This is a genomic window from Vibrio sp. Vb1337 (assembly GCF_033338715.1).
Lineage (GTDB): Bacteria > Pseudomonadota > Gammaproteobacteria > Enterobacterales > Vibrionaceae > Vibrio > Vibrio alginolyticus.
In genome coordinates this window covers 99,113-120,787 of sequence record NZ_JAWOTD010000015.1, presented here as the reverse complement: position 1 = coordinate 120,787, position 21,675 = coordinate 99,113, and the positions used below count along the sequence as shown (strand labels likewise).

Genomic DNA, 21,675 nt, shown 5'->3' with positions numbered 1-21,675 from the left:
TGCTCCAGCGCTGGAACTAGAATTTGCGGAACGTACTGACCGCCGTATTCGCCAAAGTAGGCATTCAGTTTTGCCATCGTTATATTCCTTCTCGTATTTTTCGCTACGAATAGCTTTAAATTTTTTAGCTGATGTCCAGCTTTAGTAGTTGCGAATGGCGGTGAAGGCCGCAAGCAACTTCTGTGAATCTTTTTTGCCTGGTGCGCTTTCTACACCAGAGTTTAAATCTAATCCCAAGCAACCTAGTGTCGCTGCTTGTTGAGCATTTTCTGGCGACAGTCCGCCCGCTAGCATAATTTGACTTGGGTCACCGATCAGTGACCAGTCGAACACTTGTCCGGTTCCACCTGTTTGAGTGCCAACTTGTGCATCTAATAGGTGACGGTCAATGTTGTCCGAAAGCAGTTCTGGCTTCGCATCTGTCACACCGTAAGCTTTCCAGATTTCAACACATGCTGGTAGCTCTGCTTTTAGCTGATTAACGTAAGCTTGGTCTTCTTGACCGTGCAGTTGCACCGCTTTTAAACCCAAAGAGGTGACGACAGAAGCAACAAAATCGATATCGTGATTTTGGAAAACGCCTACATAGTTCAGTGGAGTACCGCTCATGGTTAAGCGCGCACCTTCAAGGTCGACCGCACGCTTCGAATTCTCGACAAAAATCAGACCACCAAATACCGCACCAGCTTGGTACGCTTTCGCTGCGTCATCTGGGTGCGTTAAGCCACAGACTTTGTTTTCGCCTAAAGTCACTTTACGTACTGCAAGTTCAAGGTTGTCTTCCGCCATCAGTGAACTACCAATCAAGAAGCCGTCTGTGTATTCCGCTAAATCACGAACTTGTTGATGTGTATAAATGCCAGATTCTGAGATTACTGTTGCATTAGGAGCCAGTTCGCGAATTGTCGGTGCCAGTTCTTTTGTACGATTCAAATCAGTACTTAGGTCGCGAAGGTTACGGTTATTGATGCCGATAACGCGTGCGCCTAGCTTAACTGCACGATGAAGCTCTTCTTCGTTGCTGACTTCGGTCAGGATACCCATGTTCAGGCTGTGTGCTGCTTCTTCTAAGGCTTTATACTCTTCGTCATTCAGGACAGAAAGCATCAGTAGCACAGCATCAGCACTGTAATGACGTGCAAGGTAAACTTGGTAGGTATCTATCATGAAGTCTTTGCACAGAACCGGTTGTTTGACTTGACCACGCACTTGAGGAAGAAAGTCAAAGTTACCTTGGAAGTACTTCTCGTCTGTTAGGACTGAAATTGCATCTGCGTGGTTGTTGTAAATCGATGCAATGTAATCCAAGTCGAAGTGATCACGAATCAAACCTTTAGAAGGAGATGCCTTCTTACATTCGGTGATGAATGCCGTCTTTTCGCCACTCAGAGCATCGTAGAAGCTGCGGTCCGATGGCAGCAAATCAGACTGAAATGTGCTTAGCGGTTGAGACACCTTACGGTCTGCTACCCACTGATATTTGTCGCGGACAATTTTCGCCAGTACTTCTGCCATTTCTGCTTCTTTCTTAGAAACGTGTTCAGACAGGTTGTCAGCTTGCTGAGTGTTGAAGTCAGTCATCTTCTTCAATTCCTTAAGCGTGTGCGGCAAGTTGTTGTACCAATTGGTACGCCTTGCCTGAATTCATTGCCTCAATCGCTTGTTGCGTGTTGGCTTTTAAATCTTCGTGGCCGAATAGACGCATTAGCAGAGCAACGTTTACTGCCACTGCGCCCAATTGTGCGTCTGTACCTTTACCCGTCAGAATATTGGTAATGATCGCTTTGTTTTCTTCAGGATCGCCACCTTTGATTGCTTCTAGTGGGTGTGTTTCTAGACCGAAGTCTGCAGGCGTTAGTTTGTATTCTGTGATCTTACCGTCTTTGATTTCGGCAACGGTTGTTTCACCATGAATCGCCACTTCATCCAAGCCACTGCCGTGTACTACAGCGGCGCGCTTCATACCCATTTGTAGCATGGTTTCTGCGATAGGACGAACCAGTTCTTCACTGTAAACGCCCATCAATTCGATGTTAGGACGAGCAGGGTTAATCAGTGGGCCAAGAATGTTAAAGATGGTGCGTGTTTTCATGGTTTGACGCACTGGCATCGCATGGCGCACACCACCGTGGTACTGAGGTGCAAATAGGAAAGCAACACCGATATCGTCGACCGCTTTGCGCGTATCTTCTGCGCTCATAGCTAGGTTGATACCAAATGAATCAAGAAGGTCAGAAGAACCAGATTTGCTTGAAACGCTGCGGTTACCGTGTTTCGCTACTTTTAGACCACATGCTGCAGCAACAAACGCCGCAGTGGTTGAAATGTTGATGGTGTTGTGACCGTCGCCGCCAGTACCTACGATATCTGCGAAATCGTAATCTGGGCGAGGGAATGGGTTTGCGTTTGCCAGCAGTGCTTTCGCCGCGCCTGCAATTTCATCTGGTGTTTCGCCTTTGATTTTTAGTGCAGTCAGTGCTGACGCCATCAAAATTGGATCTAGTTCACCACGGATAATGATGTCGAATAGCTGTTGGCTCTCTTCCTGAGTAAGCGATTCTTGCTCGTACAGTTTGGTAATAATAGGGTTGATGATTGCTTCCATATTTCCTCTCCTAAATTTCTTATGTGCCAAGTGCTTTTTAAGCAGTGAGTGGGTTCGCTGAAGTTTGTTCTTCAAGTGCCCATTCGATGGCATTGGCCAACAGTGTTGCTCCGTAGGTCGTCATAATAGATTCCGGGTGGAACTGGAACCCGCAAACTTTATCTTCTTCATGTACAACAGACATTACCAAGTTATCCACTTCTGCTGTGATGGTTAGGCTCTCAGGAACCTTGGTCGCAACCAGCGAGTGGTAACGTGCAATTGCAAGTGGTGATGGTAGGTTTTGGTAAATCGCATGGTTTTGGTGCTCCATCATAGAGACCTTACCGTGAATGATTTCGCCCGCGCCAGCAACGGTGCCGCCGTATGCTTCAACAATCGCTTGGTGACCAAGACAAATACCAATCATTGGCACTTTGCCTTTCATACGTTGGATAAGCTCTGGCATTGAGCCTGCCTCTGACGGTGCGCCAGGACCTGGTGATAGCAGAACCACTGGGTTTTCAAGCTCGTTTACCGCTTGTTCGATGGTTTCTGCTGGGATGTTGTTTCGGTAAATCTTGACTGAGTAACCTAGCGAGCGGAACTGATCCACAAGGTTGTAGGTGAACGAGTCAAAGTTATCGATAAAAATGATATTAGCCATCTCTGAACCCTATTCCTTATTGTGACTTATGCGCTGCTTGGATAGCAGAGATTACCGCTTGTGCTTTGCCGCGCGTTTCGTCTGCTTCCGCTTGTGGATCAGAGTCGAACACCACGCCAGCACCAGCTTGAACTTGAGCAATGCCGTTCTCAACGTACGCTGAGCGGATCACGATACAGGTGTCGAGTGTGCCTTCACCAGTGAGGTAGCCAACAGCGCCGCCGTAGCTACCGCGTCGTGCGCCTTCTACATCGCGAATCAACTGCATGGCACGAATCTTAGGTGCGCCGGTGAGCGTACCCATGTTCATACATGCTTGGTATGCGTGCAGGGCGTCTAGGTCTTCACGCAGTTGACCAACCACACGAGACACCAAGTGCATTACGTGGCTGTAGCGGTCGACTTTTAGAAGGTCTGCTACGTGGCGAGTACCAGCTTGAGCAATACGAGCGACGTCGTTACGTGCCAAGTCAACCAACATCATGTGTTCTGCGTTTTCTTTCATGTCTGTGCGCAGTTCAAGTTCGATGCGGCTATCTAGGTCGAAATCAATCTCTCCATTCGGGCGTTTACCACGGCGACGTGTGCCTGCGATTGGGTAGATTTCAATTTGGTTGGTATCGGTTTCATACTTAAGCGCGCTTTCTGGTGATGCGCCAAACAGAGTGAACAGCTCATCTTGCATGTAGAACATGTAAGGGCTTGGGTTACTTTGTTTCAGTTCTTTATAAGCCGCCAGTGGAGAAGGACAAGGTAGAGTGAATCTACGAGACGGTACAACTTGGAATACATCGCCTTTCACTACGAACTCTTTTAAGTCGCGAACGGTTTGGCAGAAGTCTGCATCAGACACGCTAGGTTCTACCGTTACATCTGTTATTTGCTCTGCACTCGGCAACAGTTTTGGCGCTGCACACTGGGCGCTAATTTCTGCAATACGAGTCTCCAACGTTGTTTTCTCTGAACCATCAACAAACAACGTCGCTTGAAGCTGGCAAGATTCCGTTTGATGGTCGACAACAAGTAGTGTTTCCGCGACGTAGAAAACGTAATCTGGACACTGATTTGTTACTTCGGCATTACCAAGCGGCTCAAAGTTTGCGACTAAGTCGTAGGCAAACAGACCACCAAGGAAAATTGCGTGTTTGTCTTGCTGTGAAATATCAAAACTATGCTGAACCAAACGTAGCGCATCGAAAGAAGAGGCTTCACGTAGGCGAGAGTCTTCATCTAACGTGTCGCATGGCTGGTTAAACTGCAAAGTTAGCGTTTCGCCATCGAACTTGCTCTCAACGTCACCACGGATGTTCTGGTTTAGGTGAGACAGTAGGTTTTTACCGTTATTGGTCAAGGCGTGCATGCTAACGGTATGGCCGAAGCAAACAATGCGAACCGCTGAATCTACGATCAGCAGGGATTTTAAATTTTGCTTTGAATCGATCTCAGCAGATTCCAGCAATAGGCTGTCAGTTTTGTTCTCACATAGTGTGTGGAACAAGCGAGTCGGGTCTTGAGTATAAGGGACGGAAGCCGTTAGCACTTCAAGCTGTCCAAGTTTCTTAATTTCAATGGCCTTGTTCACAAGACCTCCTTGTAGCTGTTTAAATCTTCCTGCCGTACATAGTCGCATAAAGCAAACGTTCTCCCAATCTAGAGTTGGCTATATTCGATTAATGTTTAGGCAGTTGAATGTGAAATGAGCAACAAAACAAAAAAGCCCGCTTAAGTAGCGGGCTTTACAACGTTTGGTTCTATAAACTAGAAGTATACGTTTGCCCACCAAGAACTAGTCCAAGTGCGCCACCAAGCAAGATCTGATGAGTTTGCCTTATTAAGACAAACCGCAACTTTCGCTTTTTGGTTTTGGTTAAATTCTTGTAACATGGTGAACCTTAAATTACGTACTTTGTATTTGTGTACTAGTTAACTAGTGCGAGAGTAAAAAGTCAACCCCAAAACGGCATTAAAACGATAAAAATATGAGAATTGATTTACATAGTCACACCACTGCATCGGACGGTCGGTTAGAACCTAAAGATTTAGTGGAAAGGGCGCTGAGTTTTGATATCGAGGTTTTGGCGATCACTGATCACGATACGGTTGACGGTTTGGCGTTAGCTAAGCAATACGTTCAAGATAATAATTTGCCGATAAAAATCATCAATGGCATTGAGATATCGACCGTCTGGCAAAACAAAGACATTCATATTGTCGGCCTGAATATTGATCCGGAAAATGAACAATTATCTGCCCTTATAGAACAGCAGAAGCAGCATCGCATAACACGATCTGAGTTAATTGCAGAGCGACTACAAAAAGCAACTCGAGTAGGTGTGCTTGAAGAGGTAAGGCAAATCGCCGGTGATGCTCCAGTGACAAGAGCGCATTTCGCGAAATGGTTGGTAGATAATGGTTACGCAAAAACCATGCAAATGGTGTTTAAAAAATACCTAACGCGTAATAACCCAGGTTATGTACCACCGAATTGGTGTTCGATGAAGGATGCGGTTGATGCTATCCATGCGGCTGGTGGAATGGCGGTATTAGCGCATCCTGGTAGATATAAGTTGACAGCGAAGTGGATTAAGCGTCTTCTAGCAGCGTTTGTCGAAGCGGGTGGTGATGCGATGGAAGTTGCACAGCCACAGCAAGCGCAACAAGAAAGGCGCAACTTGGCTGATTATGCTATACAATACAAACTATTAGCCTCTCAAGGCAGTGATTTTCACTACCCATCACCGTGGATGGAGCTAGGAAGGAACCTATGGTTGCCTGCTGGCGTCGAACCAGTTTGGAAAGATTGGGGAATAGATCCTTCGTTGAATAATACTCAGTAATACGAAGTCGAGAACCCATAAAAATATAGAGCCGAGAGGCTCGATAATGAGGAATTACAATGAGCCAGTTTTTTTACGTTCACCCAGAAAACCCACAGGCTCGCTTGATTAATCAAGCAGTAGCAATCATTCGTAACGGCGGCGTTGTGGTTTACCCTACTGATTCAGGGTACGCACTTGGCTGTCAGTTGGAGAACAAACAGGCACTGGAACGAATCTGTCAGATTCGTCGTCTGGATGATAAGCATAACTTTACTTTACTGTGTCGTGATTTGTCGGAGCTTTCTCTCTATGCGCGAGTGGATAACTCTGCATTCCGACTGCTGAAAAATAACACACCAGGTCCTTACACCTTCATCTTCAAAGGCACAAAAGAAGTGCCGCGTCGTTTGATGAATGCAAAACGTAAGACCATCGGTATCCGTGTTCCAGACAATCAAATTGCCTTGGACTTGTTGGAAGCATTAGGTGAGCCGATGATGTCTACGTCGTTGATTCTACCTGGCAGTGACGTAACAGAATCTGATCCAGAGGATATTCGCGATAAACTAGAACATGCGGTTGATGTGATTCTTAATGGCGGTTACTTAGGTGAACAACCTACGACTGTAATTGACTTTAGCGAAGGTGAACCTGTTGTGGTTCGTTTGGGATCTGGTGACCCTGCACCATTCGAATAGTAGACGCACACCACCGTCAAACAAAATAGGAGGCATCGCGCCTCCTATTTTAGTTGTCATATCGAATATCTCATTGAACTTAACTGATTGAGGTTAAGCGAAATCGAAAATGTCGATACCATTTTGTTCTGCATAGTTGATGTATGCAGAGCTCACACCGTTTAGTGTCACTTCAACATTGTATTCATCACTTGAGAATACTGCCCAGCCACATTCATTGTAAGATAAAGTCAGATCATCCGCTGAATCCAAGAACGTATCTCGAATGCCATCGTTATCAGTGTCTCGGCCCATATCAAAGACAAGTTTGTCATGGAAAATATTAAAATCGACAATGTCGGCTTTAACATCAATATCGTTGGAAGACACTGGCTGATCAGGTACACCAATAGCCAGGCGGTTTGTAAGCACGAAGGTGTCGTCTCCACAGCCACCGCTCAGTACCGATTCACCATCACCAATAACGAGCGTGTCGTTACCCCAGCCACCACTCAAGTAGTTGTTGCCTGAATAATCAAAAATTGTGTCGTCGCCACAGCCACCAAAGAGTTTGTCGTTTCCTAATCCGCCGGATAGGAAATCGTTTCCAAAGCCGCCAGAAACAAAGTCGTTACCTCGGCCACCAAGCAAGGTATCATCTCCCCAGCCACCGAAGACAATATCATTACCTCCGTATCCTACAAACTTATCATCACCACAGAAGCCGAAGAAAATATCGGTTGTTTCAGAGCCTTTTGTGCCTGTCATATCGTCATCTTGAGATGTCCCAAAAATCCAATTTAGGTCGAGATTTAGCATAGACATTGTTCTATTCCTTTTTGTCTGATTTATGCCAATCGCCAAGAGTGCAGAGCGAACCTAGAGAGTCAGAGTACACGATAGCATTAGTGTTATTTTTGATGTGAACTAATGACTTAAAGACAATTTTTGTCTTGTTACCCACGACCTTGTTTTGCTATGAGCGCTCATTGTCTGCGGTGATTGGTATTACTTAGCAGCAAACAGGGACGGCTTATTCTTCGTTGCTTTCTAGCAATACGAACAGTAAACACACCCCAAGTGGTTATTGTTGTAACCCTGACAATTTTATCAGGTACAGCGTGGTTAAAGTGGTTCAGGAAGACCGATATTAGTGGGATTCTCGTTAAGCAATGCCTGCATTAAGTAGTAAAAAAGTTGCAGAATAGGACAAATATTTCGGTCATTTTTGAAGTGAATTTTGGTGTGGAGAATGGCGCCGATTTAGCTTACATTAACTAAGAAAGTTACGTATAATGTCCGACCGAAAAATCCCACTGAAATGGGTAAATAGCAAAATGCAGACCAATCCTGGTCTAGACGTCTGTGAAGACGACACATAGGTAGATAAATGAGCGAAAAGTTACAAAAAGTATTAGCACGTGCTGGTCACGGTTCTCGTCGTGAGATTGAATCGTTAATTAAATCTGGTCGCGTTAGCGTGAACGGTGTAGTCGCTAAGCTTGGTGAAAGACTTGAAGACGAGAGCAGCGTAGTTCGTATCGATGGTCACATTGTCTCTGCAAAGATTCAAGAAGAAGTGATTTGTCGTGTACTTGCGTACTACAAACCTGAGGGTGAACTGTGTACTCGTCACGATCCAGAAGGTCGTCGTACTGTTTTTGATCGTCTGCCAAAAATTCGTGGCTCTCGTTGGATTTCAGTTGGTCGTCTGGATGCGAACACTTCTGGTCTTCTACTTTTCACAACGGATGGTGAACTGGCGAACCGCTTAATGCACCCAAGCCGCCAAGTTGAACGTGAATACCTAGTACGTGTGTTCGGTGAAGTAACTGAACAGAAAGTTCGTAATCTAGTGAAAGGTGTTGAACTGGAAGACGGTTTAGCTCGCTTTGAAGATGTTGTTTACGCGGGTGGTGAAGGCATGAACCACACGTTTTACGTTGTTATCAACGAAGGTCGTAACCGCGAAGTTCGTCGACTATGGGAATCGCAAGAGTGTACCGTTAGCCGTCTGAAACGTGTTCGTTACGGCGACATCTTCTTAGACAAGAAACTGCCTCGTGGCGGTTGGATGGAGCTTGACCTGAAAGAAGTAAACTACTTGCGTGAGCTTGTAGAGCTTCGTCCAGAGAAAGAAACCATGCTTGATCTGAACAAAGACAACACGTCACGCAAACGTGAGCGTGCACGCAGCCAAAAAATTCGTCGCGCAGTTAAGCGCCATGAAGAGCGTGTTAACACGCCAAAAGGTCGCAGCAACAACCCTTCTCGTCGTAAGCCGAAGAAGACTGCTGGTGACCAAGGCGCACGCAACAAGCATCGTTAATCGATAGCAAAACATCAGAAAGGCTTGCCAATTCGGCAAGCCTTTTTCTTATCTGTTACATAACAAAAGGATCTAAAGCCTATATAGAGCAGGGTGCTTTGTATAAACAAATATCTCAGCTAGACGAAAACAACAGATAAAAAATACCAGCACTAGGCTGGTATCTTTGTTCATGATGAAGAAACGTTAATCGCGTTTCCAAAGCATATGGCAGAACTTATGTTCAGGGTCTCGGCTGATTAGCATACGAGCAAATACGTCATCAAGAACGTCATTTTCCTCATTTACTAGGCCGATACGAACCTCTGCATATACTTCTTTGTCGATCTCGAAGCCAACATGTTCAACCCAGTCATCACCAGTTTCAACAAGTTCTGCGGCACCACGATCTTCAAATTGCGCAGTAAACAGAATCACGTCAGCAGGCTCTAGGTTATCTGGAGCCATCTCAAGGAAAATGTCGTACGCTGCGTCGATGACGTCGTCGTAAGAAATCAAATCAGACATGCTTATGCTCGGCTCATGTATTTACGTTCAGCTGTGTTAATGATAACACGGTCACCAGTTGCAATGTACTCAGGAACCTGGATGACAAGACCTGAAGCGAAGCGTGCTGGTTTAGTACGAGCAGATGCAGAAGCACCTTTGATTGAAGGGTCAGTTTCTTCAATCACTAGCTCAACAGAAGATGGTAGTTCAATACCCACTGCAGCACCGTTAACAAGGATAATGTGGATACCTTGTGTATCTTCGTTGATGAACAGCATGTCGTCTTCAACTTCATTGTGCTTGAATGTGTATTGTGAGTAGTCTTCGTTATCCATGAAGATGTGCTCATCGCCGTCAGCGTATGAGTACACAACTGCACGTTTGTTCATTTCTACCGTTTCAACAACGTCATCAGACTTGTAACGCTCATCTACACGTGCGCCCGTGTTTAGATCTGTACAACGCATTTTGTAGATTTTAGCGCCGCCACGACCGCCAGGAGTCGTTACTTCGATGTCTTTAACTAGAAGAGTTTTACCATTAGACTCGATTGCGAAGCCTTTTTTGATTTCACTTGCCTTTGGCATTGTATATTCCTATTCATACTTATTAAGCAAAACTCGGTGATTATAGCGCTAAGTTAGCCGCCTAGCATTAAAATTCATTGCAGAAATTTGTTGTTACTCCCATGACTAAACACATGAATGGACTTGATTCAGTGAGTCGGCTAAGAGAACATATAGCCCAACTTCTTGAACCATCTGAGAACACGTTTTAAGTCATGTCTCTGCCTGTTATCGATCCTAAACAACCATTTCAACCAGAGTTTGCGCCTTTAATTAGGGAAGTCACCGCTTGTCTCAAAGGTGGACTGGGGCAAAACTTACACAGCGTTTATGTATACGGTAGTGTTGCTCGTAAAACAGCGATCGCAGGGAAGTCGAACTTAGACCTGGTTGTCGTTACTCAATCATCCTTTGAGCACAATCGCGCGACTTTGCTCAACACAATTAAGTGGCGTGCGCAGCAGAGTTACCCTCACGTTAATGGTGTATCGGTCCGTACAGCCTTAGTGAGCGAAGTAGCTAATTTAGATAGTATTTTCACTTGGGGCTTTATGCTTAAGCATTGCTGTGTCTGTGTTTATGGTGATGATCTAGCAGACTGTTTTGGTGATTACGTCCCAAGTTGGGAAATTGCTAAGCACTGGAATATGGATGTGGAAGATTGGATTACGGCTTATCGCAAAAAAATCGTACAAGCGAAGACGATAGAAGAGCAGGTGGCCGCCCAGCGCGTGATTGCTAAAAAGTTACTAAGAGCGTCATACTCTTTGGTGATGTATCGAGATAAACGTTGGTTTGATGACCCCGTAGAGTGTGGCAAGGTATTCTTAACTTATCATCCTGAAAAGCAGCTTGAGATCGAGCGGCTAGAAATTTTACTTTCTGGCCGGGGGATTCCCAAGCGTTCTGTTATCGGGCTAATTGATGCGTTTGGTGATTGGTTAGTCAAACAGTACCAGAAAACAGAGTTTCGTATCGGCTAAAACAACCCCATTTGTGGCGCTGAAAGCCTGTCAAAGTCCGTCCCAATGAAAGGGAGAATCGCATCTGCAACGGGTTTGAGTTGTTTATCAATGTAATGTTGATAATCAATCGGACTATTGAGGTACTCATAAGGTTCAGGACCGTTCACGGTAATAATGTATTCAATTCGTCCTTTGTTTTGATACTGTAATGGGCGGCCAAGCTTGGCATTTATCTCATCGGCTAAACGAGCTGCACGCACTTGTGGCGGGACGTTCTTCTGATACTCATGCAGTTTTCTGCGCAGTCGCTTTTGATACACTAACTGTTCATCAAATTCACCGTTGTTAGTTTTCTCAACCATCTCTCGGACATAGTCGCTTGGATCTTCACCATGGAAAATCATGCTATAGAGTGTATTTTGAAATTTCTGTGCTAACGAGGTCCAGTCAGTACGGGCACTTTCTAACCCTTTAAATACAATCCGTTCTTGCTCTCCTTCACCGATTAAACCCGCATAGCGCTTTTTCGATCCAGTTTCTGCGCCACGAATCGTTGGCATAAGGAATCTGCGATAATGGGTTTCATACTCGATTTCCAACATAGATGTTAGGTTGTACTCAGAACGCAGGTGTTCTTGCCACCAAGAGTTGATGTAATCAACTAATTGATTTCCAACAGTGTCAGCTTCTACTTGACTGTATGGTCGATTCAAAGACACGAATGTGGAATCCGTATCGCCGTAAATCACTTGATATCCTTGCTCCTCAATCAGCACCTTAGTTTGCTTCATGATTTCATGTCCGCGCATGGTAATACTAGAAGCTAACCGAGTATCAAAGAAACGACATCCCGATGAGCCCAGTACGCCATAAAAGGAGTTCATGATGATTTTGATTGCCTGAGAAAAAGCTTTTTCATTGTTCTTCTTTGCAACATCACGTGCTGCCCAAAGCTTTTCAATCATTTCTGGTAAAAAGTGTTTCGTACGATGGAACTGCCCACCGCGAAAGCCAGGTACAGCCTGATTTTCTTCTTTTCCAATATCGAGCAATAACCCCTCAACTAAACCCATAGGATCAATCAAGAAAGAGCGAATAATCGATGGATATAGACTCTTAAAATCCAATACTAAAACAGAATCATATAGGTTAGGGATGGAGTCCATCACGTAACCGCCGGGGCTCGCAATCCAATTTTCAGGGTGTAGGTTTGGGGCAACGTAGCCTGCTCGGTGTATCTGAGGCATGTATAGGTTTGTGAATGCTGCAACCGAACCGCCGACACGATCCAGTTCGACACCAGTGAGACGAGAGCGCTCTATTGCAAAGTCAAGCAGGTGAGTGTGATTGAAAATCTTGTTCACCAACACGCAGTCTTGTAAGTTATATTTAGCCAGCGATGGTTTGTCGGAGCGGTACATACGATTGATTTCATCCATACGGTCATGAACGTTGTGGATTTCTTTCCCTTCCCCCAAGAGTTCTTGAGATACAGACTCTAATGACCAAGACCGAAAGTGATAAGTCGCCGTTTTTAACGTATCGATACCGTCCATTACAACTCGCCCGGGAATGGAAATAAACCCTTGTTGGCTTTGAGATGAACTTCTGAAAAAGCTGGTTTGGTCTGCTCTGCCAAGCATTAGCTTCATGTTGTGCCATTCTGCTCGTTTGTGTAGCAGGCGAAAGTCAAAATCAATGACGTTCCAACCGACAATGACATCGGGGTCGAATTGTTTAAACCAATCGATGAGTGCTTCTAGAAGCGCCTTTTCATCCTGGACCCATTGTATCGGTGTATCCGAAGGTTCTGGTTCTCCGATCATTATAACGCGGGAATCCATGACGCTGTCTAATCCGATTGAGTAAAGAATGCCTTTCTCAGAGCATTCTAGATCTAACGAGACAACGTTTAACTTCGGCTCATATTGCCCCGCACGGCATTTTGCGCTCTGGACGTGTTGGTAGCCATTGGTGCGAGTCACATTGCCTGTAAACTCGATACTGCCTTTGATAAAACGTTCCATTAGGTAGCGATCGGCGAGGCGAATATCACTTTCATACGTAGTGATATCTTTTTGAGCGAATGTGTCTTTGAGTGCGAGAGCGTCTCTGGTTACATTGGTATAGCAGGCAGCAAGAGGCGTATGTTCAAACGTTTTGAGATCCAAAAGGCGGATGTCGACGAATATGTTTTTTTCTCGTGCGAGTGTCTTTGCTTGCTCTGAGTGTTTCTGAGCGATGAAAAATACTGGCTTCTCACCATTAATAAGTAACTGAGTAGGGCCTGCTTCTGTCGAAAGCCACAGCTCGATTTGAGTTTGACCTTTGATGTCTCGTGTATGTCGAGTTAGCAGGAAGCCTTGTTGAATATTCAAATGTGAGAAACCTTAGAAAACTTGAAGAACGTTAGTTTAACACTAAGAACTGTAAAAATAACCAGTAAAGAAAGCGTCTCAAATTTTTGCTGGAATTAGTGATTACAAGTTAGTCTTTGGTGCAAGAGGGACAGTGTCATTTTAAGTTATAGCGTGTTTCTCTGGGCAATATGAAACCTAGTTACTTGATTTATTGTACTTAATGTTGTTAATTGTCTTTTCTTAGATTTCGGTTCTGCTCATCACGCTCTAAAATAATAGAGTGGTTTATGAATAAGTTCTTGCTAAAGTTTGCGTTTCAGCACATATTCATAGAAAGCAATTTTTTGTCGATTACGTTAGTATATAGGCAGTCATACTGATATCCACATTTAACAAATAATGGTTATGTGGGTGCAGAACCAATACAAAGTGTGGAGATACAAGTTTGATAAATGTTTTCCTTGTAGATGATCACGAGCTGGTTCGCACAGGGATACGACGTATTATTGAAGACGTCCGTGGAATGAACGTAGCAGGAGAAGCTGACAGCGGTGAAGATGCAGTAAAATGGTGTCGCAGTAATCATGCTGACGTCGTTTTAATGGACATGAACATGCCAGGAATTGGCGGCTTGGAAGCCACTAAAAAAATTCTTCGCGTGAATCCTGATGTGAAAATCATCGTACTTACCGTTCATACAGAAAACCCGTTTCCAACCAAGGTGATGCAGGCAGGTGCGTCTGGTTATTTAACCAAAGGTGCTGGCCCTGACGAAATGGTGAATGCGATTCGTGTAGTTAATAGTGGGCAGCGTTACATCTCGCCAGAGATTGCGCAGCAGATGGCATTGAGTCAATTTTCTCCAGCCTCTGAGAACCCTTTTAAAGACTTATCCGAACGTGAATTGCAGATCATGCTTATGATCACCAAAGGCCAAAAGGTAACGGATATTTCTGAGCAACTTAATTTAAGTCCAAAGACAGTCAACAGCTATCGCTACCGACTCTTTAGTAAATTGGACATTAATGGTGACGTTGAGTTAACTCACTTAGCGATTCGCCACGGAATGCTGGACACCGAGACCCTTTAGCGTGAATCCTCCTTTCGATTCGGCTTCCTTTCTCAAGACAGTAACTCATCAGCCCGGCGTTTACAGAATGTACAACGCCGAAGCTGTTGTAATCTACGTAGGTAAAGCCAAAGACCTTAAAAAGCGCCTTTCAAGCTACTTTCGAAAAAAAGTAGACAGTGAGAAAACTCGCGCGCTTGTCAGTAATATCGCCAAAATAGACGTCACGGTGACTCATACTGAGACAGAAGCGCTGATCTTAGAGCATAACTACATCAAGCAGTATTTACCGAAATACAATGTGTTGCTGCGAGATGATAAGTCTTACCCTTATATCTTTATTAGCGGTCATAAGCACCCACGGCTTTCTATCCACCGTGGCGCCAAGAAGCGCAAAGGTGAATATTTTGGCCCCTACCCAGATTCTGGTGCAGTAAGAGAAACATTGCATTTGCTGCAAAAGATATTTCCTGTGCGCCAGTGTGAAGACACTGTCTATTCCAACCGAACGCGCCCATGTTTGATGTACCAAATTGGTCGTTGTGCAGGACCATGCGTTAATACCATCATTTCTGATGAAGAATATGCAGAGTTGGTTGGCTTTGTGCGCATGTTTTTGCAAGGCAAAGATCAGCAAGTACTCAAACAGTTGATTGAGAAAATGGAAGATGCCAGTCAGCAATTGCGCTTTGAAGATGCCGCTAAATTTCGCGATCAAATCCAAGCGATTAGGCGTGTTCAAGAGCAGCAGTACGTCTCAGAAGACAGCATGGATGATATGGATGTACTCGGGTTTGCTCAGGAGAATGGTATCGCGTGTATCCATATCCTGATGATACGCCAAGGCAAAGTGCTTGGTAGCCGTAGCCATTTTCCGAAAATCCCACAAAATACAAGCCAGCAGGAAGTGTTCGATAGTTTTCTGACTCAATACTATTTGAGCCATAACGAAGCACGTACAATTCCTTCTCGTATTATTTTGAATCATGAGTTGGCAGAAGATATTGCGCCAATACAGAAAGCGTTAAGTGAAGTGGCAGGGCGTAAGGTTCATTTTCATACGTCGCCAACTGGCTCTCGAGCAAGGTATCTCAAGCTTTCGAACACGAATGCACTAACGGCGATTACCACAAAAATCAATCACAAGATGACGATTAATCAGCGTTTTCATGCGCTTCGCGAAACATTGAAGTTGGAGTCTATAGCTCGAATGGAATGTTTTGATATCTCCCATACGATGGGGGAAAGCACGATTGCGTCATGTGTGGTGTTCAACAACGAAGGCCCCGTAAAGCAAGAGTATCGTCGCTACAACATTACTGGGATTACCGGTGGTGATGATTACGCAGCAATGGGACAAGCGTTGGAGCGCCGTTATTCGAAGCAATTGGACGTAGAGAAAATTCCCGACATCATCTTTATCGATGGCGGTAAAGGTCAGTTAAATCGTGCGCATGACATCATTTCGCAATATTGGGGGGATTGGCCAAAGCGTCCCATCATGATTGGTATTGCAAAAGGCGTTACTCGCAAACCAGGTTTAGAAACGCTGATTACAGTCGATGGGGAGGAGTTTCATTTACCAAGCGATGCTCCTGCGCTGCACCTTATCCAACATATTCGTGATGAAAGCCATAACCATGCTATAGCGGGGCACCGTGCTAAGCGAGGTAAAACCAGACGTACGAGTGCACTCGAAGGGATTGAGGGAATCGGCCCTAAACGACGTCAGGCGTTACTCAAGTACATGGGTGGGTTACAAGAACTTAAACGTGCAAGTGTCGAAGAAATCGCCAAAGTACCGGGAATAAGTCACTCTTTAGCAGAAATTATTTTCCAAGCATTGAAACAATAAGGAAAATCGCGCAACATTAAGCCGCAATGTGTAAGAGAATAATAAAATGCGTTTGAATATCCCGAACATTCTGTCTCTTCTTAGACTGTTCCTAATCCCTGTTTTTGTGGTTGTCTTTTATCTACCTTATTCATGGGCACCGTTTGCAGCAGCAATGGTGTTTTGGGTAGCGGGTTTTACTGACTGGCTTGACGGCATGTTGGCCCGTAAACTTGGTCAAACTTCTCGTTTTGGCGCGTTTATTGATCCTGTCGCTGATAAAGTGCTAGTGGCAACGGCATTGATTCTAATCACGGAACATTATCATTCAATTTGGGTGACCATTCCTGCGGTAACGATGATTGCGCGAGAAATCATTATCTCAGCATTGCGAGAATGGATGGCTGAAATCGGTAAGCGAGCAAGTGTTGCGGTATCTTGGGTTGGCAAAGTAAAAACTGTTTCGCAAATGTTCGCCTTATGGGTGTTGATATGGCGTTACGATGAATGGATGGTTTGGCTAGGCTTTGCGGCCTTGTATGTGGCAACTTTCTTGACATATTGGTCAATGATTCAATATTTGGCTGCTGCGAAAGACGATCTGTTGAATGAAGAGCACCATTAAATTCTGATGTTAGAAAGCAGGCTTAATAGCCTGCTTTTTTGTATCTAAGACAATCTACAGCATTTTTTGGCTTCTCTCGCTTTTCAATGCTTGCTAACGGCCATGTTTGCAATTTGTATCTGGGGCTTTTGCTTCGATAGGGTTCTATTTGTGATCTAAGTCTTGTTTTTGTCCTTGGAGAGTCTTAGAGAGGCGAGTCTTCTGATTATTAATACTTCAATGCACGCAACGCACGGCCAGCAGTGTAAGGCGTAGCCAAAGTTTTATGATAAACAAGTGTATTTAAGCGATTTTTAGTATTAAAACTAAGCAATCCATCGTCTTTCGCACAAATTCTAGTCAAACGATTTAAAAAAATAAAAATAGTGTTGACTCGATCGCTCGAATCCGTAGAATGCATCCCGTACCCAAGAGAGCACGGCTCGAAAGGGTGGTGAAAAAGCTTAGTTTTATTCACAAATGAGGCGCCTTGGCAGAGTGGCTATGCAGCGGATTGCAAATCCGTGGACCTCGGTTCGACTCCGGGAGGCGCCTCCATTATTCTTTTGAGAGCGAATGGCTTTCGAGAAAAATGCGACACTAGCTCAGTTGGTAGAGCGCAACCTTGCCAAGGTTGAGGTCACGAGTTCGAACCTCGTGTGTCGCTCCAAATTTTATTGATATGGCATTGGCGATATCAGATGGTGTTTTACTTTTCTGTAAAGGCATCACAAAGAATATTTGTGTGCCCTGGTGGTGGAATTGGTAGACACAAGGGATTTAAAATCCCTCGACGTTCGCGTTGTGCCGGTTCAAGTCCGGCCCGGGGCACCATCTCATATTAAATGCGACACTAGCTCAGTTGGTAGAGCGCAACCTTGCCAAGGTTGAGGTCACGAGTTCGAACCTCGTGTGTCGCTCCAGATTTAAGGCCTAACATGAAAATGTTAGGCCTTTTTCGTATTTTTTTGAAAATCTCAAACTTCTTTTCTGTCACAGACTTCGTTAAGTAGCGAACCCTTTGTCTCATTGACTCAAGTGATTGTTAATTCTGCCATTGCAAAACATCTTAGCTATTCCTACTAGTCTATGTTTAAACCATCACTTGTGGTGAATAACCACTCTTACTCCAGGTAAAGCTGTGACGAGAATGCTATCTTTTTAAATGTTCCGGATATAGAAAGGAATGTTTTACGATTAAGCAGCACAACCTTAAACCTCTGTTTAGATGAGGTGATGATATCTCAAGAATATTTGTTTAAATAACAGCTATTTGAGAGAAGCAGAAAAGCATAGCTCATGAATATGAACATGTGAGTTGCAATGGGGTATGTTTTGTTGTGATTTACATCACTGTTACTAATATGAAAAATCGTTGCCAGAAGATTTTATTTTGTGATAAATTCGCGCGCAATCTCGGAGCGTAATTAACAACGTTTGATCTCTGGGGGATACGCGTAGTGACCATTCAAGCTGATTGTGACACTGCGTAGGGTAGGTATCGGCAAAGCCTTTTGTCGATAGACGGGATACTAATGCTGTAAACGCGGCATATTAATGGGAAACCCAACATTGAAACCTTTGAATAAACACACACTAATCAGCTTCATACTGCCGAAATGTCCTGTTTTACAAAACGGGTGCATTACAGAACCTTGATTAATCCCTTTTACATATAAAGCCGCGAGTATCGTGGCGGATGATCTGTATTTGTCATTTATGCACTGACAAATGCGGAGGGGTATTCACACCTCCTGTAATTTCATTCTAATGATTATTAATACAGGATACAGAATTATTATAATTCAAGGGATTATGTAGTATGAGCACTGCCTTTGAAGTCGATAGCAATATCGCAAACATTTTTTCGTCTCAGGTTCCTATCGTTGAGGGAACGTATGACTTAACGCCAGATCAAGTATTGATTGATCAGGCTGAGCATGAATCTGAAGTACGTTCTTATCCACGTCGTTTGCCGATCGCAATTAAACAAGCCTTTGGGTGCTTGGTTGAAGATACGCGTGGACAGATCTTTCTAGACTGCCTTGCGGGGGCAGGCACTCTAGCTTTGGGGTATAACCATCCTGAAATAAACCAAGCTCTGAAAGAGCAATTAGATTCAGGACTGCCATATCAGACGCTAGATATTGCAACATCAGCAAAAACGACGTTTATTCAATCTGTTAAGTCTTTTCTTCCTCAAGAGTTAAGCGAGAACAGCGTTATCCAATTTTGTGGCCCGTCTGGAGCTGATGCGGTTGAAGCTGCTATCAAGCTCGCGAAACAGACTACCGGTCGCAACACTATGTTTGCCTTCCGTGGCGCATACCATGGTATGACTAATGGTACGATGGGGATGATGGGTAACTTAGGCACGAAAGCTCGTCGAACTGGTTTGATGTCGGATGTGCACTTTATGCCTTTCCCATACAACCTGCGTTGTCCTTTTGGGCTTGGCGGTGACGAAGGTGCGAAAGCAAGCATTCGCTATATCGATCGTCTTTTAAACGATGATGAGTCAGGCATTATGAAGCCTGCCGCGATTATCGTGGAGCCAGTGCAAGGTGAGGGTGGTGTTGTTCCTGCGCCAGCATTCTGGCTACGAGAGTTACGTCGTATTTGTGATGAACACGGTATCTTACTGATCTTCGATGAGATCCAGTGTGGTGTTGGTAAAACTGGCTACAATTTCGCGTTCGAAGAGTCGGGCATTGTTCCAGATATTCTGTGTTTATCAAAAGCAATTGGTGGTGGCTTACCAATGTCGCTATTGGTTATCAACAAGCAACATGATACATGGAAGCCGGGCGAGCACACAGGTACATTTCGTGGTAACCAGCTAGCTATGGTCTCTGGTGCGAAAGCATTAGAAATTATCCAGCGTGATAATCTTGTTGAGCATGCCAATATTGCGGGTCAGTACTTGCGCTACGGCCTCGAAAGTATTCAAAAGCGTGTGAACTGTATCGCAGAGGTTCGTGGCAAAGGTTTGATGCTAGGCGTGGAGATTAAAAATCCAGACGGTGAGCTCAATAAATTTGGTGAACCTCAAGCGGATAGTGAACTCACACTTTCTATTCAACGCGCAGCACTCGAGCGTGGCTTGATCGTTGAGAAAGGTGGACGCGAAGGCGCAGTAATTCGTTTCCTTCCTCCTCTTATCATCTCGTTTGAGCAAATCGACTTTGCTTTACGTGTATTTGAAGACGCGATTTTAGCCGCTGGCGGTAGTCACATCGAAACTCAGCCACAAGATGAATGGAAGAAGCATTTCATCCACACTGGAGAGATGGGCAGCAATGAATTTGCTTCGGTGATGAATCACACTACTACGGCAATGAAGTCAGTGTTTGAACAAGTGACTACACCGTATTCAGGTATGGATCCAAAAGCATTGGAAGCAGCGATTCACGACGTTGATCTTGATAATGGAAATGCGCCTCTTAAAACCGTTATCGACGATGCTGCTGAGCTGGTCGCGAAAAACGCAATTTTTACTCAACATCCAGATTGTATTGCTCACCTGCATACTCCACCTTTGATGCCAGCGATTGCGGCAGAGGCAATGATTGCGGCTTTGAACCAGTCTATGGACTCATGGGATCAAGCTTCATCAGCGACTTATGTTGAACAGAAAGTTGTGAACTGGCTATGCGATAAATATGAGTTAGGTGAAAAAGCGGACGGTATCTTCACGAGCGGCGGCACGCAAAGTAATCAAATGGGTTTGATGCTTGCGCGAGATTGGATTGCTGACAAACTCAGTGCACACTCAATTCAAAAGCTTGGCCTTCCTGAATACGCAGACAAGCTACGTATTGTATGTTCGAAAAAATCCCACTTCACGGTTCAAAAATCAGCGTCTTGGATGGGGTTGGGTGAAAAAGCGGTCATGACCGTCGATGCTAATGCCGATGGAACGATGGATGTCACTAAATTAGACGAAGTTCTCAATCAGGCCAAAGCAGAAGGTTTGATCCCATTTGCCATTGTTGGCACCGCGGGTACAACGGATCACGGTGCTATTGATGACTTAGACTTTATCGCCGATATCGCAGCGAAACATGACATGTGGATGCACGTCGACGGTGCATACGGTGGAGCTCTGATTCTAAGTAGCCAAAAAACACGTCTGAAAGGTTGTGAGCGTGCACACTCCATCAGCGTAGACTTCCATAAGCTGTTTTACCAAACCATCAGTTGTGGTGCGCTATTGGTAAATGACAAGTCTAACTTTAAATTCCTGCTTCACCATGCGGACTACTTGAACCGCGAACACGACGAACTACCGAACTTGGTGGATAAGTCTATTGCGACAACTAAGCGTTTTGATGCGCTCAAAGTGTTTATGACGATGCAAAGCGTAGGGCCAAAAGCCCTAGGCGATATGTATGATCATTTGCTTGAACAGACGCTTGAAGTGGCGGACATGATTCGAGATAACAAACACTTTGAGTTGTTGGCTGAACCATCACTGTCTACGGTTCTGTTCCGCGCGACACATGAATCAGCGGATCTTGATGAACTGAACAAAACGTTGCGCTTAGAAGCGTTAACACGCGGTATCGCGGTATTGGGTGAAACCATTGTCGACGATAAAACTGCATTGAAATTTACGATTTTGAACCCGTGTCTGACGACGGCGGACTTTGAATCTTTGCTCTCAAAAATCAATACGCTAGCGGCAGAGCTAGTTTAACAAAGGTAACGGA

Annotated in this window: 17 protein-coding genes, 4 tRNA genes and 1 other annotated feature; of the genes, 12 read left to right on the top strand and 9 right to left on the bottom strand. The window is 44.7% G+C overall.

Features of this window, described 5'->3' with window-relative positions; genetic code table 11:
* Positions 1-141 precede the first annotated feature (141 nt).
* The 5 genes from trpCF to R7E42_RS17050 all read right to left on the bottom strand — a co-directional run bounded on the left by trpCF (position 142) and on the right by R7E42_RS17050 (position 5,135).
* Positions 142-1,581, bottom strand: a complete 1,440-nt coding sequence (gene trpCF / locus R7E42_RS17070; protein WP_318072857.1) for a bifunctional indole-3-glycerol-phosphate synthase TrpC/phosphoribosylanthranilate isomerase TrpF — start codon at positions 1,579-1,581, stop codon at positions 142-144.
* A gap of 13 nt (positions 1,582-1,594) precedes the next feature.
* Positions 1,595-2,605, bottom strand: a complete 1,011-nt coding sequence (gene trpD, locus R7E42_RS17065) for an anthranilate phosphoribosyltransferase (RefSeq protein ID WP_213962758.1) — start codon at positions 2,603-2,605, stop codon at positions 1,595-1,597.
* A gap of 37 nt (positions 2,606-2,642) precedes the next feature.
* Positions 2,643-3,251, bottom strand: coding sequence for an aminodeoxychorismate/anthranilate synthase component II (locus R7E42_RS17060; protein WP_005376785.1), 609 nt, complete (start codon positions 3,249-3,251; stop codon positions 2,643-2,645).
* A 16-nt stretch (positions 3,252-3,267) separates the two neighbouring features.
* Complete coding sequence (locus R7E42_RS17055) at positions 3,268-4,833, bottom strand: anthranilate synthase component 1 (RefSeq protein WP_172563556.1); 1,566 nt, start codon at positions 4,831-4,833, stop codon at positions 3,268-3,270.
* 126 nt (positions 4,834-4,959) lie between these two features.
* Positions 4,960-5,063: a sequence feature (Trp leader region), on the bottom strand.
* A complete protein-coding gene (locus tag R7E42_RS17050; RefSeq protein ID WP_005376787.1) occupies positions 5,010-5,135 on the bottom strand; it encodes a trp operon leader peptide in 126 nt (41 codons plus the stop codon). Its footprint overlaps the feature before it by 54 nt.
* A gap of 95 nt (positions 5,136-5,230) precedes the next feature.
* Here R7E42_RS17050 and rnm point away from each other — a divergent pair, with 95 nt between their 5' ends.
* Together rnm and R7E42_RS17040 are read left to right on the top strand one after the other, a co-directional pair.
* The gene (rnm, locus tag R7E42_RS17045; RefSeq protein ID WP_005386777.1) at positions 5,231-6,088 is read left to right on the top strand and encodes an RNase RNM; all 858 of its coding nucleotides are present in this window, start codon (positions 5,231-5,233) and stop codon (positions 6,086-6,088) included.
* Between the two features lie 59 nt (positions 6,089-6,147).
* The gene (locus R7E42_RS17040; protein WP_005376791.1) at positions 6,148-6,768 is read left to right on the top strand and encodes an L-threonylcarbamoyladenylate synthase; all 621 of its coding nucleotides are present in this window, start codon (positions 6,148-6,150) and stop codon (positions 6,766-6,768) included.
* Between the two features lie 93 nt (positions 6,769-6,861).
* Here the strand turns inward: R7E42_RS17040 and R7E42_RS17035 are convergent, their stop codons facing one another.
* On the bottom strand, positions 6,862-7,572 hold the full coding sequence (locus R7E42_RS17035; protein ID WP_318072856.1) for a calcium-binding protein: 711 nt from the start codon (positions 7,570-7,572) through the stop codon (positions 6,862-6,864).
* A gap of 565 nt (positions 7,573-8,137) precedes the next feature.
* Here R7E42_RS17035 and rluB point away from each other — a divergent pair.
* Positions 8,138-9,076, top strand: coding sequence for a 23S rRNA pseudouridine(2605) synthase RluB (gene rluB / locus R7E42_RS17030; protein ID WP_005376798.1), 939 nt, complete (start codon positions 8,138-8,140; stop codon positions 9,074-9,076).
* Between the two features lie 186 nt (positions 9,077-9,262).
* On the opposite strand, the gene R7E42_RS17025 is transcribed toward rluB, so the two are convergent.
* Positions 9,263-9,583 (bottom strand): HI1450 family dsDNA-mimic protein, encoded by a 321-nt coding sequence (locus R7E42_RS17025; protein ID WP_005376800.1) that lies wholly within the window; start codon positions 9,581-9,583, stop codon positions 9,263-9,265.
* Between the two features lie 2 nt (positions 9,584-9,585).
* Positions 9,586-10,152: an elongation factor P-like protein YeiP gene (gene yeiP / locus R7E42_RS17020; protein WP_005376801.1), complete on the bottom strand. Its 567-nt coding sequence runs from the start codon at positions 10,150-10,152 to the stop codon at positions 9,586-9,588.
* A 194-nt stretch (positions 10,153-10,346) separates the two neighbouring features.
* On the opposite strand from yeiP, the gene R7E42_RS17015 reads away from it, so the two are divergent.
* The gene (locus tag R7E42_RS17015) at positions 10,347-11,114 is read left to right on the top strand and encodes a hypothetical protein (RefSeq protein ID WP_005386779.1); all 768 of its coding nucleotides are present in this window, start codon (positions 10,347-10,349) and stop codon (positions 11,112-11,114) included.
* On the opposite strand, the gene R7E42_RS17010 is transcribed toward R7E42_RS17015, so the two are convergent.
* Positions 11,111-13,474: a DNA polymerase II gene (locus R7E42_RS17010; RefSeq protein ID WP_318072855.1), complete on the bottom strand. Its 2,364-nt coding sequence runs from the start codon at positions 13,472-13,474 to the stop codon at positions 11,111-11,113. The genes R7E42_RS17015 and R7E42_RS17010 overlap by 4 nt on opposite strands.
* Before the next feature lie 427 nt (positions 13,475-13,901).
* Between R7E42_RS17010 and uvrY the strand changes: the two genes are divergently transcribed.
* The 8 genes from uvrY to R7E42_RS16970 all read left to right on the top strand — a co-directional run bounded on the left by uvrY (position 13,902) and on the right by R7E42_RS16970 (position 21,662).
* Complete coding sequence (uvrY, locus tag R7E42_RS17005; protein ID WP_005386783.1) at positions 13,902-14,546, top strand: UvrY/SirA/GacA family response regulator transcription factor; 645 nt, start codon at positions 13,902-13,904, stop codon at positions 14,544-14,546.
* Between the two features lies 1 nt (position 14,547).
* Positions 14,548-16,380, top strand: a complete 1,833-nt coding sequence (gene uvrC / locus R7E42_RS17000; RefSeq protein ID WP_318072854.1) for an excinuclease ABC subunit UvrC — start codon at positions 14,548-14,550, stop codon at positions 16,378-16,380.
* A 46-nt stretch (positions 16,381-16,426) separates the two neighbouring features.
* Positions 16,427-16,984 (top strand): CDP-diacylglycerol--glycerol-3-phosphate 3-phosphatidyltransferase, encoded by a 558-nt coding sequence (gene pgsA / locus R7E42_RS16995; protein WP_005394805.1) that lies wholly within the window; start codon positions 16,427-16,429, stop codon positions 16,982-16,984.
* 463 nt (positions 16,985-17,447) lie between these two features.
* Positions 17,448-17,521 (top strand) — tRNA-Cys (locus tag R7E42_RS16990).
* 36 nt (positions 17,522-17,557) lie between these two features.
* Positions 17,558-17,633, top strand: a tRNA-Gly gene (locus R7E42_RS16985).
* Between the two features lie 77 nt (positions 17,634-17,710).
* Positions 17,711-17,797: transfer RNA gene (locus R7E42_RS16980), tRNA-Leu, on the top strand.
* Between the two features lie 13 nt (positions 17,798-17,810).
* Positions 17,811-17,886: transfer RNA gene (locus R7E42_RS16975), tRNA-Gly, on the top strand.
* Between the two features lie 899 nt (positions 17,887-18,785).
* The gene (locus R7E42_RS16970; RefSeq protein ID WP_318072853.1) at positions 18,786-21,662 is read left to right on the top strand and encodes a pyridoxal phosphate-dependent class III aminotransferase; all 2,877 of its coding nucleotides are present in this window, start codon (positions 18,786-18,788) and stop codon (positions 21,660-21,662) included.
* The last annotated feature ends 13 nt before the right edge of the window (positions 21,663-21,675 follow it).